Origin of the sequence: Flavobacterium artemisiae (genome assembly GCF_042678225.1) — a bacterium.
GTDB classification, from domain to species: Bacteria; Bacteroidota; Bacteroidia; order Flavobacteriales; family Flavobacteriaceae; genus Flavobacterium; species Flavobacterium artemisiae.
The window spans coordinates 1-14,309 of sequence record NZ_JBHUDZ010000022.1 but is presented as its reverse complement, the minus strand read 5'-3'; the positions used below and the strand labels follow the sequence as shown (position 1 = coordinate 14,309).

The following is a 14,309-nucleotide window of genomic DNA, read 5'->3' as shown; positions in this document are numbered from 1 at the left end:
AAAACTCATGACTGCAAAAAGCATTTTTAAAACGCAAAACAGGAACTCTGTCCCAGTTTTGATCATGATGTATCTATTTCTTATTCCAATTTTGGCGATAGGGCAAACTAAAAATAAAATAGACAAATCAAATATAAAAAGACCTTATTGCCGTAATCTTTTTAAAGAAGCAGGTTACAGTCAGTCAGAAATAGATAAAAAAATGGCTAAAGCTTATTACGATATTTTTGAAGGACCAAACCGTGTATATTTTATAGAAGGGGATTCATTAGGATATGTTTCTGATATTAAAAATAATGACGCTCGTACAGAAGGAATGTCTTACGGAATGATGATTGCCGTGCAGCTCAACAAAAAAGATGCTTTTGACCGTCTCTGGAGATGGTCAGTAAAGTATATGCAGCATCAGAACGGCCCTCGTGAAGCTTATTTTGCATGGAGTGTAAATCCGCATACAAAAAAACAGAACTCGCAGGGTTCAGCTTCAGATGGAGAACTGTATTATATTACAAGTCTGCTTTTTGCTTCAAATAAATGGGGTAATGATACGGGAATAGATTATTATAAAGAAGCTAGAAGAATATTAGATGCTATGTGGAAAAAAGACGGTACCGATAACGTATTCAATATCATCAATACTGAACACAAACAAATAACTTTTGTTCCTGAAGCCGGCGGTTATAATTGGACCGATCCGTCTTATCATGTTCCTGCATTTTATGAAATATGGGCAGTTTATGCCAAAGACGGCCACGAAAAGTTTTATAAAGAATGTGCAGAAGTTTCTCGTAATTTTCTGCACAAAGCCTGCCATCCGGTAACAGGTTTAACAGCAGATTATACCGAATTTAACGGAGAACCACATTCAACATCTTGGATGCCGGCGGCATTTCGCTACGATTCATGGCGTGTCCCAATGAATATTGCAATGGATTATACTTGGTACGGAAAAGATAAAAAATGGCAGCAAGAATATGCCGAAAGATTTCAAAACTTTCTGCGATCAAAAGGAATGGATACTTATGTAGATCAATATAATCTCGATGGTTCTACTCCAGATTTTATACTTCAGGCAGGTCCGGTAAAAAAACTCAGACATTCCATCGGATTGGTATCAACAGCTGCTGCAACTTCATTAATAAATTCAAAAAAAGGAAGTATGGATTTTGTTCATGCTGTCTGGAACGCCAAATTAGAACCGTATAAAGATGGTTATTTTGATCCCTATTATGATGGATTAATGTATCTTTTTAGTCTGATGCATCTTAGCGGTAATTATCAAATTATAACTCCAATGGATTGATCAGGTCAAATCAAATAGGTTTTAAGTTAATAATTCCAAAATTTGAAATTCATTATGATAGCACGTCAAATCTGTTTAGTATAGAAAAGCCCTCTCAAGTAAATGAGAGGGCTTTTTTTTAAAAACAATTAACGGGGTAAAAAAACAATTTTTTAATTACCAAATGTATATCTAAGGGTAAATTGTGCCTGCCATACATCAAACGTTGATGTGTTTTTTTGGAATGTATCTTTTATTAATGTTCTAATTCCGTTTGTATCTGTTTGTGTAGCTAACTGATACACTGGTACATTTCCTGCAGCTGTTGAGTTGTAAGATAGAACGTTTGCATTAGTTGCTCTTTGTGTAACTCCCCAATCTTTATTAATCATGTTTGTAAAGTTTAGAATATCTGCTCTTACTTGGAAAGAATTCTTTTTACCTTTAATCTTAATATAGATATCCTGAGTAACAGAAAGATCTAATCTGTGAAGCATTGGAAGAATAGCTCCATTTCTTTCAGCATACTGACCTCTTCTTGTACGAAGGTATTTGTCTTGATTAATGTAAGCATCAAATGCTGCTTGCTGTTGTGCCTCAGAATAAGTTGTTACAACATTTGCACCATTTACAACATTAGTAACTGATAATGGAGCAAAACGAATTTCAGATGCACTGTTTGGTACGTAGATAAGATCATTTCCGTTAACTCTGTCTCCGTTCATGTCTCCTCCGTAAGCATATGTAAATGGGTTTGCTTGTTCTCCAATATAACCTAAGTTGATAGAAGTAGCACCGCCTAAACCTTTACCATATTCAATTCTATAACCAATAACCCCAACGATTCTATGTGGCGTATTGTTATTTGAAGCCGAAACAGCTAAGTCATTGTTTCCGTTAATAGATCTTGCACCAGTCCATGAACCAGATGCAATTGATCCTGGAGAAATTAAATCTGTAGCTTCAGAATGGGTATAAGCAATCGATCCCCAAAGACCATTTTGATATGGGTATTCTAATTTGAAAGTAGTAGAGTAGAAGTATCCTTTGTCAGAGTTTGTTAATACAATTCCATTAGAAACATTATCATTTACTCTTGTTCCTGCGTCATTTCGAGAATATCTTGGTCTGTTGTCAGGACCTCCAAAAGTTCCTACAGGTGCATCAAAATTAGCATTATAATAATTGATAGCATTAATGTTTTTCTGGATGATTCCTTCAACAGTACCTACGAAACCAAAAGGAAGTTTTTGATCAACAGCCATTGTTGTTTTCCAAACCTGAGGATATTTAAATTTTTTATCTGTAAAAGCTAAATCAAAACTTGTAGGCAAGGTTGGAGTTGCCGGTGTAAAATAATCTGCAGGTCTAGGGGTAAAACCGTATCCTCCTGCAGCTAAAGCAGCACCGCTGACATCAACAAATCCTGTAAGAACACCATTGTTTCCAATTTGATTTGAAAGGTAAACTGATGGAGCTCTTCCTGTGAAAATTCCAGAACCTCCGCGTAGTAATGTAGAAGCATCTCCGTTTAAATCTAAATTGAAACCAAGTCTAGGTTCAAATAAATATTGTGCATCAGGCATCTCTCCTGTATTGAATTTTTCTCCATTTGCAAAAGTCATTGCAGTTACTGTAGGGTTTTCTAATGCTGTATCAGCAAACCAAACTCTTGAAGCTCTAAGACCAACGCTTAATTTAAAGTTATCGCTTAATTTGATCTCATCTTGAGCATATAAATCAAGTTTATTAGATTTTAAAATCTGCATTGGCTCTTCACCTCCAGGTAATGCAGAATATCTGTATTGAAAACGTGCTGGAGAAGTAGTTGTAGCCGAAGATGGCGCACCACCGTTTGCAGCAGATTCATCAGCAGCAGCGTAAAAATCTGCTAAAGAGTTGAATACATAAACTCCGTTTGAACCAGAGAAAAACAAGTTGCTTGATTTGAAATATTCAAAGTTAGCTCCTAAAATAATAGAATGTTTTCCGATAGTTTTAGTTAAGTTATCAGTAAAGTGGAGCGTAGAGTAGCTAAGTTTATTACCTTGTGTAAACGGATCTAAACCAACAGAAATATAAGTATTTGCTCCATTTTTGATATCAATTGTTGGGAATAATCCACCGCCTTGAAGACCTCTATCTTCAATTTGTTTGTCATAACCAGCAATGAAGTTATTGTACCATGAGTTTCCAAATTTACTATTTAATTCTACTACGATAGATCTAGTGTTATCTAAAATGGTATAACCGCTGTTTTTGTAAGACATTGCCAAAACACTTGTTCTTCGGTTACCAAAACCTAACGAGTTTGAATTTGAAGTTAATTCGTCAGAAGATGAATTATGAAATACGTAACGAGCTGTAAGTTTATGATTATCGTTAATATTCCAGTCAATACGAGTTAAGAATTTTTTAGATGTTTTATTAGCATCATAGTTTTCCCATGGACCTGTTTCGTATCCGAATTTGTCTTTCATGTAATTTGAAAGTGTCTGCATTTCAGTATAAGTCGGATTAGAAATTTGCGAACCTCCAGATGGAGAACCAGTAGATGTCCAAGTAGTAGCCGGGCTTACATTTTCGATAGTTTCGAAGTTACCAAAAAAGAATAATTTGTTTTTGATAATTGGCGCGCCCACACGTGCTCCCCAAATTTTCTCGTCGAATGTTCCAGGTTTAATTGTTACATCTTTACCAGGATGAGTCCCAATAAAACTCTTTTTGTTATTTCTGAAAGAATGGTAAACAGAACCTTCAATTTCATTTGTACCACTTCTAGTTACAGCATTAATACCTGAACCTAAAAAGCCAGATTGACGAATATCAAAAGGAGCAATGTTTACCTGCAGCTGCTCAATAGCATCTAAAGAAATTGCTGTAGATCCAGTTCTTCCTCCAGCTTGTGACTCAGAACCTAGACCAAAACCGTTATTAAAAACAGAACCGTCAATTGTAAAGTTGTTTAATCTTGAATCCTGTCCTCCAAATGTACCATTGGCACCAGCATTTGCATTATATTTTGTTACAGAGTTTACAGATCTTGATCCTAATACTGGAACAGCTGTAATTTCTCTGTTTGAAAACTGCTGTGATGCTCCAGTTCGGCCTTTGTTGAAGTTTCCTTTTGATTTTGTAGAAACCACAACTTCTTGAAGGGCATTTGATTCTTCTTCAATTTTAATGTTAACAGTTAAGTTACTTCCTAATCCAACGTTAATGTCCGTTATTTCAGAAGTCTTATATCCTACGTAACTTACTTTAACAGTATACGGTCCGCCGGGTCTTAAACCCTGTGCAGAATAACCTCCGTCATAATCAGAAGTAGAAAAGTACTTTGTACCAGTAGGTTTGTGAATAATTTCTACAGTAGCTCCGGGAAGTGCTTCTCCTTTAGTTGATCTAACAATACCTGACATAGCCGAACCAGTTACCTGTGCATGTCCCAATGCTGTTAGAAAAATAAATAAAACAAATAGAATTTTTTTCATTTTGGTGTTATAAGTTTAAAGTTTTTGGCAAAATTATAACATATAAAATGAGTCGTGTTAACGTAATATTAACAAAAAAACATCAAACATCTTGGGAGTTAAGTCGGCTTGGCGGGTAACCATAATGTTTTTTAAATGCAAAAGAAAAATGTGAAAAATTTTCAAAACCAGTTTCATAAAATACATCTACTGGTTTTTTATTTTTTTGAGAAAGGAGATAATGCGCTGCTTCAAGTCGCTTTTTTGTAAGCCATCTTTGTGGCGTAGAACTGAAAACTTTGAAAAAATCACGTTTGAAAGTGGTAAGACTGCGGCCTGTTAGATAACCAAACTTTTCTAAAGGCAGGTTGAACATAAAGTTTTTTTCCATAAAAGCCAATAAATCAATTTTCCCTGGCTCTTCAAAGTCGGCTAGAATGCAGTCTATATCTCTTTCAATTGTTTTAAGGATGAAAACTGCTTCATTGATTTTTAATGAAGCGATGTGTTCAGGGAAATTCTCCTGCATCTCAAAGTAAGGAATAAGCGAAGCCAGACAGCTTTCTAAAAGAGGATGTTTATGAAAACTGAATATTCTTGACTGTACTGTTTTGGATCTTGGATTTTCATGGCCGTAAATTTCACGTAATCTTTCGGACTTCAAATGCATTGCAACAGCTTTATGCGGCAATCCGTCTTTTGGTCTGTTGATTATGGCGGCTAGCTGATTTCTGGGAATTAAGAATGTGCTCCCAGCTTCAAATATAAAAGTCTCATCGGCCTGAATAATTTTGGTTTCGCCTGAAATCAGCCACACCAGCAAATGGTCATCAAATGCCGCTTCGGTCTTAAACAATTTACCGTTGTAAAGGGAAAGTTTAATCTCTGGGTTTATATAATTTACCTGATAATCCATAGTACTGATGTGGCATAAAGATACAAAATCTAAGCAATATCAAATTTTATTCCCGTGAACTCTTCGCTTAATTTCCACAATCTTTCGGCACTATTCTGATCTAGGGAATAAGGCTTAACGCCGCCGATAACAGATACATCAGAACGCAGCTCAGCTATATCTGCATGCTCGCAGTACACCCCGCCAATAGAATTTAGCAATGGACTTGTAGCGGCCCAAACTGTTGTGGCAGCACCCTGTTCAACGCTTTTTAAGGACGCTTTAACTTCCGGCAGTATATTGCCTTCTGCATCGCTAAAACCAAGTTTATGAAATAAATCAAGAGGTGCTTCTCTTCCTAATTCCGTTCCTCCAACAGCCCCTGGACATAGGGAATAACTGCGTACATTATACGATTTTGCGCGATTGTCTAATTCTAACGAAAAAAGATTAACAGCTGTTTTGGATTGTCCGTATGCTTGAAGTGTTTCATATTCTCGGGTTAAGAAATTGGGATCCTCAAAATTAAAATCAGAAAACTGATGTCCTCCAGAAGATACATTGATGACTCTTGCACCACCGTCTTTCTTTAATTCGGGCCATAGTTGAGCAGTCAGCTGAAACAAAGCCAGATAATTAGTAGCCAGCTGTGATTCATAACCTCGGCTGTCCCTGCGAAGCGGCACCCACATAATACCGGCATTGTTTATAAGAAGATCAAGCGTTCTTCCTGAATCAAGATACTTTTGAGTAAAACTGCTGATAGAGTCGGGGCTCATTAAATCCATTTCTTCAATAGTCACATTTGAAATGCCCCGTAGATTTCTCTCTGCCTTAGCTATATCTCTTGCAGGTACAATTACAGAGGCTCCTGCAGTCGAAAGTGTTTTGACAGTTTCAAGACCTATGCCGGTATTTCCTCCAGTTACAATAGCCGTTTTTCCATTCAGATCAATTCCTTTTATTACTTCAGCAGCTGTGGAATTTTTATTAAATCCAGAGTTGATTGATTTTTGTAAAATGCCCTGATAATTATTCTGTTCCATTCTTTTTAATTTTTAATTATTATAATGGACAAAGTTAAAAGGTATGAAAAGCTGCTGTTTTGTTTAAACGTCCGAATATATTTTGTTTAAACGTCCGCTAAATTGAGATAATGTATCTTCTCGCTCCCTGAGGATTAGTCATTACTCTCGATTCACTTTGCGGGCACGGAAAAATTTCCGCGCTAATCTTGTCTATATATCTGAGCGATATTGGTTAAAAAAACATCTATGAAATTATCTTTTTCTTCTCCTAATTTTTTATTTATAAATTTTTCCGTGGCATTCCCAATTAAAGTTGAAAACGGTATCTTTTTTATGAATACTAAAGACTAGCTCTCCTTTCTTTTTAATAATTGTATCACCTTTTTTAATGTTTTTAAGGTAAAGACTAAACCATCTATTTTCTTCATCATACAATGTATCTTTTCCAGTTTTTAAACTTGTGCCTTTTATTTTAAAATAAACACCGTATTTATGAGGAACTTCTTTTACAATCAGCAAACATTCTTTTTCTCTATAAATTTCAGATACTTGTTCACAATCGGCATTCAAACATGAAGAGAATAACGGAATACATAATAAGAGTAAACATTTTAACTTTATATTCATTTAATTTTTATTTAAAAGACTCCAAGATACTAATTTTTGAAATTGATATACCAGCAGCTGTATCAACTCCAAAATTAAATTTTTCAGTTCTTGAGAAACTACGAGCAATCTAGTTAATTAATCGAGAGACTTCATTTATTTTGTTTCGGTTGCATATTATAATTTGCAACGTGTTTATGATCAGGTTCGGATTTAAAGGTCAAACAAACATGTTTCATTTTTATAATCTGCAACATCTTTAAAAAGAATAGCTGAGTGCTATTATATAATTTTGATGAAAAGCCTTGTAGAATAGTTTTCCCATATAACCATCTTCTTTCAGGGTGCAGACTTTTTAAATAACAGAATCTAAAACTTTTGAGTCATGAGTAAAAGGAACTTTTTATTACTATTTTTTAGCGGGCTGCTTTTGTCATTTTGATTTTTAAACGCACAAACCAAAAAGAAGCCAAACATTATTATGGTAATTTCTGTTTAAAGCACCTTAACTTTTGCCCTGTAAAAAGGCATATCTTCTAATAAAAATATTAATTTTTAATTTTAAGTATTTGAAAATCAGTATATTTGTATTTAATTATTTATAACGAGCAGATTATTTTTCTTTCATTCATTATTATTTCCTTCTTCATCTCTTTACTGCTATCTGCCTTTTGCCAAATGTACTGAACAATTTTTTGAGAATTTGACAATTGTAATAATCCACAATCAACTAATAAAAACAACTCTTAAAGATTAAAAGTTGCTTTAAATATGCCTTAGATTATCATTTTACAGGCTTCCAGAGGCATTTTAAGATTCTATTGTGACTGAAATTTGCACCGCATTTTTAAGAACAAAAAAATCTAAAAACACATATAGTGAAATCTTCTAAAGAAAACTGGGCAATTCGTAACTATTGTTTAATGAAAAACGATTTTATGAAAACAAAAATTACTTTATTGATATTGTTACTTCTTTTGCCTTTATGGAGTATCTATTCCCAAACCGTTACCGCTGTAGCGACCCCCTCAACTTGTGCTGCAAATGGTAAAATAGAAATTACAGCAACAGGTCTGCCAACTCCTATTATTTATGGCATAGCAAAATCTCCATATATAGCTACAGATGTCATAAGCAGTACGTCTCCGGTTTTTTCTTTTTTACCACCGGGTAATTATTATTATGGTTATTACAATGGAGCCGTTTTTGTTCCTTCTTCCAATACTATTTCTATAGCAAATCAGTACAATACTACTTCGCCATCTATCCCGAGTTATTATTCTAATCGTTTAACGTATTGTCCTTCATCGGGTGATCCTCTTGGCAGGGTGATTGTTACGATGACAGGAGGAAATAAGCCTTATACTGCCGAATTGTTAGATTCAGGGAATACTGTAATACAGCAAAAACAAACATCAGGTTCCGGAACATCAGCAACGTTTGATGGTGTTCCTCAGGGCGTTTATACTATAAGAACTACAGATGCTTGCGGCACAGTAGTATATGCTCCCAATACTGTAACTGTACAGCCCAACGTACCCTATACTGATTTTACTTTAGCACCAGTAAACCCGCAGCCATCAACCACTTCTTTTAATGTAATATATAATACTCCAGGAGATGTTTGTTCCGGAATTGCATCAGCCTCGGTAAAAAATCTTGCCTACGTACTTAATGCAACAATCTCCGACATTACAACACAAACAGGTGGGCCATCGTTTCCTAACGGCCGAAACGAAATGTATAAAATCGAAATTCAAAATGCTTCGGGAGGTTTTGATGTTTATGATAACATAACAGCGACACAGATTTCGTCTCCTACTACTTATTATCCATTGCCAAATGACAGGAGTAAATGGGGATTAATCAAGCTTTCTGTGACCATTTGTGGGATTACAAAAACTACTCAGCTCGATTTAGCGCAATATAATCAATTTAAAATAACACCCTTTGTACATGTAGGTTTCACTATTTATGATGATTCGACACCAGAAGCCTGTACACCACCAACTCAGGTTGAGGTCTGGACTAGCACCTTTCAATCTGGAGGTTGTCAGCCTATAACATTAGATGTTACCGAAAACGGAACATCAAATACACAGCATTATGTGCTTCCTCAAAATTTTAAATTTAAACTCGATATAGGCAAAAGATACACCCTTGTAGCAAAAGACGGAACAGGAGCTTTGCTGCCTACATACGTGTTTGTAAATTCAACAAGTTCACCAATAACCGAGTCCCCAAGACAAACAGATCCCAATAATTTTTATATTGACCCTGCTTATTATACTCCTAAATCGAATAAAGATAAAATTACTTTTACAGATGGTTTAAGTAGTAAATACATTGGCAAATCGGCTCTTGTCGTAAGTGGTATTACAACGACTCTTGGCCTTGTTGCACCTGTATACATTGAATCGGTCAGCGGACCATCACCTATTAACCTAACCGTAACACCTACAGCATCAAGTAATTTTATTGGATTGGGAAATAATCTGACTCCTGGAACTTATAAAATTAGGATACGGGATTCACAATGTTTTACAGCAGATTACGACATAGTACTCGGAAGTTATATCGTTAGTGTAGCATTACAAAATGTTACCTCTGTACCGAGTACTACAATTTGTGACCGTTATGTTAAAAAAGGGGAAATTAAAGTTACGGCAGTTGGAAATCAGCTTGATACTTCTGGAGTTTTGTATACCGTATATGGAAATGAGTATTCTTATCCGAGGTTATTAAGTGCTCCTGCTGGGGCAACTACTTTTATATCAACAGACGCCAGTTTTATTCTTAAAGGCAGTGCTGTAATTCCTTTCACATTTGCCGCAGATTTGTCAGGAGATTATCAAATAGCTTTAAGTAGAAAAAATGATTCTCGATTGTTACTGCCCTCTGAAGTTTTTGAAAATACCGCCGTTGTACCGCTAACCGTGCAGCCCAATTTTCCTGCTTTTGATCTTACGCAGTCGGGAGGTGTTATCTGTCCAGGCAATTCAACTGGGAGCCTGACAGTAAAAGTGAATAATGCCGTAGGAACAGTTACGTATTATATAAAAAAGGATACCGATGCGGCTTTTCCAGCAACGGGTCAGACTAGTACAGTATTTACCGGATTAACGCCAGGAGTTTATGTTGTGAAAGCAAAAACAAGCTGTTATGAAGTAAACCAGTATTTTACGCTGGCAACTTTGGCGCAGCTTACCGATGTTATTTTTGGTGATAATACCTATTGCAGCGGTGCTTCACTTCATTTTTCGACCGTAGCAGTTGGACCAGTTTCGAGTATCGTTTGGACATTGCCAAACAATTCTACCGTGACCGGTAACACCTTAAATATTCCAAATCTTACTGCAGCAAATAGCGGTGAATATAAAGTTAGCATTAATTCTACAGCTGGATGTGTTATAAATGGCTCTACTATGGTAACTGTAAATCCGCTCGCAGAAGTAGGCGTTCCCGTTTTTAATGCTTCGAGTGCTGGTTTGTTATGTCAGTCTGTATCGCCGCAATTTTCTGATTATGCGGCATTGGCACCCAATGCTTCATCAATAAGCTATCATATTTCTCCTCCAGAAGCGGGAACAATGGGAGCAGGCGGTATACCTGAAAGAGTTGAATGGAATACAGCATTTAATGGAACAGCTGTTATTACAGCCGTAGCAAGTGGTTGCGGAACAGATAAAACGACAAATTTTACAGTGGTGATGAGTCCGCGTGCAGATGTTTCTCAGATCATTGCAGAAGGAAGAACGATTTGTCCGAATGAAAATAATATACTTTTAGAAGCTTTTGCGCCTTCAATATCAAATCCTATTTTTACTTGGTACGATAGTAATTTGGGGTCGGCCTCGATATTAGGAACAGACGATCATCTTACTGTCAGTCCGACAACTACAACTACCTATTATATTGGTGTAGAAGGAACAGATCTTTGTGTAAATGAAGCAGGGAACCGTAAAGCGGTAACCGTTACGGTTAATCCCGTAGCGCAGCTTACCGATATTACTACATCAGATCAGACCATATGTGCGGGAGAAACTGCTGTATTAACCGCGACAAGCCCGCTTGTAAATCCGCAGTTTGTTTGGTATACCGATCCTGATTTAGAAACTTCTATCAGTAATATAGCAACAGCATCCGTTAGCCCAACCGTAACAACTACATATTACGTTACCGTTTCTGCAGATGGAGTCTGCTCAATTCCTCCTCCAGCTAAAGTGGTTATAGTAACGGTCAACGCAAATCCTGTAATTCAAATTACAAATCCGCCAGCGGTATGTTTAGGAGTATCGGTAGATATTACAGCAGCTAATGTTACAGCAGGAAGTACGCCAAATTTAACGTTTACCTATTTCACAAATCCAGAAGGAACAGATCCTTTAAATTCGCCCAGTACCATATCAACCTCAGGAACCTATTATATAAAGGGTACAGATGCTAATGGATGCAGTACAATCATGCCAGTTGTGGTAGCATTTAATCCATTGCCAACAGCAACTATTGGAATTGCAGGAACAGTAGCAGTCTGCCAGAATGCTCCGCAGCCGGAAGTGACCTTCACAGGGGCAGGAGGAACGGCGCCCTACACCTTCACCTATAGGATAAACGGGGGAGTAGACCAGATCGCAACGACCCTATCGGGAGATTCGGCTACTGTTTCCGTTCCGACAGGCGCTGCGGGAAGCTTTGATTATACGCTTGTAAGCGTAAGCGATGCAAACAGCTGTGCAAATGCTCAGACAGGAACAGCAATAATTACGGTCAATGCCCTTCCTATGGCATCGGTTACAGGAACAGCAGCAGTCTGCCAGAATGCTCCGCAGCCGGAAGTGACCTTCACGGGTGCGGGGGGAACACCTCCATATACGTTTACGTACAAAATTAATAACGGAAATAATTTAACAAAACAAACAAACGGAACAGAAGAAAGTACAAGTATTTCGATTGATACAGGTACAGCAGGTATTTTTAGATATGATTTAGTGAGCGTCCAAGATAGTAGTTTATCATCGTGTGCACAAAACCAAACAGGTTTTGCTACAGTTACTGTAAATGCATTGCCAACGGCTACAATTTCAGGAACGACAGCAGTCTGCCTAAATGGAACTGCACCTCAGGTAACATTTACGGGAGCAAATGGAAAAACGCCATATACTTTTACTTATGCAGATGATAAAGGCGCAACGCAGACAGTCTCATCCTCTAGTACTGACCTTACTTCTGAAACAGCAACAATCGCGGTTCCAACAACAGTAGCGGGAACTTTCAGCTATACTTTAGTGAGCGTTAAGGATGGCAGCACTACTGCTTGTGAACAAACTCAAAGTGGGATAGCAACAGTAACGGTAAACCCTAATGCGGCAATCGCTCTGAGTTCTGCAGTTGAGACAGCAAGCCAGACATTGTGCATCAGCACTCCTCTTACGGGCATTGTGTACACGCCTTCATCTGGAGCAACAGGAGCGGCACTTACAGCAGGCGCACTGCCTGCGGGTGTTACGGGAAGTTTTGCAGACGGCGTGTTCACCATCAGCGGAACTCCGACAGCTTCCGGAACATTCAACTATACGGTGACGACAACAGGAGGCTGTTCAAGCGCAAGCCTGAGCGGCAGCATTACGGTAAACCCTGATGCGGCAATCGCTCTGAGTTCTGCAGTTGAGACAGCAAGCCAGACATTGTGCATCAGCACTCCTCTTACGGGCATTGTGTACACGCCTTTATCTGGAGCAACAGGAGCGGCACTTACAGCAGGCGCACTGCCTGCGGGTGTTACGGGAAGTTTTGCAGACGGCGTGTTCACCATCAGCGGAACTCCGACAGCTTCCGGAACATTCAACTATACGGTGACGACAACAGGAGGCTGTTCAAGCGCAAGCCTGAGCGGCAGCATTACGGTAAACCCTGATGCGGCGATCGCTCTGAGTTCTGCAGCGGCAACAGCAAGCCAGACATTGTGCATCAATACACCATTAACAGATATTGTCTACACTCCAGCATCTGGGGCAACAGGAGCGGCGCTTACAGCAGGCGCACTGCCTGCGGGTGTTACAAGAAGTTTTGCAGACGGCGTGTTCACCATCAGCGGAACGCCGACAGCTTCTGGAACATTCAACTATACGGTTACGACAACAGGAGGCTGTTCAAGCGCAAGCCTGAGCGGCAGCATTACGGTAAATCCTGATGCGGCAATCGCTCTGAGTTCTGCAGCGGCAACAGCAAGCCAGACATTGTGCATCAATACACCATTAACAGATATTGTCTACACTCCAGCATCTGGGGCAACAGGAGCGGCGTTTACAGCAGGCGCACTGCCTGCGGGTGTTACGGGAAGTTTTGCAGGCGGTGTCTTCATTATCACCGGAACACCGACAGCTTCTGGAACATTCAACTATACGGTGACGACAACAGGAGGCTGTTCTAGCGCGAATTTGAGTGGCAGCATTACGGTAAATCCTGATGCGGCAATCGCTCTGAGTTCTGCAGCGGCAACAGCAAGCCAGACATTGTGTATCAATACACCATTAACAAGCATTGTGTACACTCCAGCATCTGGGGCAACAGGAGCGGCGCTTACAGCAGGCTCACTGCCTGCGGGTGTTACGGGAAGTTTTGCAGACGGCGTGTTCACCATCAGCGGAACTCCGACAGCTTCCGGAACATTCAACTATACGGTGACGACAACAGGAGGCTGTTCTAGCGCGAATTTGAGCGGTAGCATTACGGTAAATCCTGATGCGGCAATCGCTCTGAGTTCTGCAGCGGCAACAGCAAGCCAGACATTGTGCATCAATACGCCATTGACAAGCATTGTGTACACGCCTTCATCTGGGGCAACAGGAGCGGCACTTACAGCAGGCGCACTGCCTGCGGGTGTTACAGGAAGTTTTGCAGACGGCGTGTTCACCATCAGCGGAACGCCGACAGTTTCTGGAACATTCAACTATACGGTGACCACAACAGGAGGCTGTTCAAGCGCAAGCCTGAGCGGCAGCATTACGGTAAATCCTAATGCGGCAGTC

Annotated in this window: 6 protein-coding genes; 2 read left to right on the top strand and 4 right to left on the bottom strand. The window is 38.9% G+C overall.

Annotation, left to right across the window (positions count from 1 at the left end):
* The first annotated feature begins 7 nt into the window (after positions 1 to 7).
* Positions 8 to 1,303, top strand: a complete 1,296-nt coding sequence (locus ACFSC2_RS25105) for a glycosyl hydrolase family 8 (protein ID WP_379816588.1) — start codon at positions 8 to 10, stop codon at positions 1,301 to 1,303.
* 152 nt (positions 1,304 to 1,455) lie between these two features.
* Here ACFSC2_RS25105 and ACFSC2_RS25100 read toward each other — a convergent pair whose 3' ends face one another.
* From ACFSC2_RS25100 to ACFSC2_RS25085, 4 genes are all read right to left on the bottom strand, one after another.
* Entirely contained in the window at positions 1,456 to 4,773 is a 3,318-nt protein-coding gene (locus tag ACFSC2_RS25100) for a TonB-dependent receptor (RefSeq protein ID WP_379816587.1), read from the bottom strand.
* Positions 4,774 to 4,855: 82 nt separating this feature from the next.
* Positions 4,856 to 5,668, bottom strand: coding sequence for a helix-turn-helix domain-containing protein (locus ACFSC2_RS25095; protein WP_379816586.1), 813 nt, complete (start codon positions 5,666 to 5,668; stop codon positions 4,856 to 4,858).
* Between the two features lie 29 nt (positions 5,669 to 5,697).
* Positions 5,698 to 6,693, bottom strand: coding sequence for an SDR family NAD(P)-dependent oxidoreductase (locus ACFSC2_RS25090; protein ID WP_379816585.1), 996 nt, complete (start codon positions 6,691 to 6,693; stop codon positions 5,698 to 5,700).
* 258 nt (positions 6,694 to 6,951) lie between these two features.
* The gene (locus tag ACFSC2_RS25085) at positions 6,952 to 7,302 is read right to left on the bottom strand and encodes a hypothetical protein (protein ID WP_379816584.1); all 351 of its coding nucleotides are present in this window, start codon (positions 7,300 to 7,302) and stop codon (positions 6,952 to 6,954) included.
* Positions 7,303 to 8,219: 917 nt separating this feature from the next.
* On the opposite strand from ACFSC2_RS25085, the gene ACFSC2_RS25080 reads away from it, so the two are divergent.
* Positions 8,220 to 14,309: beta strand repeat-containing protein (locus tag ACFSC2_RS25080; RefSeq protein ID WP_379818737.1), on the top strand; the 6,090-nt coding region annotated here is incomplete at its 3' end.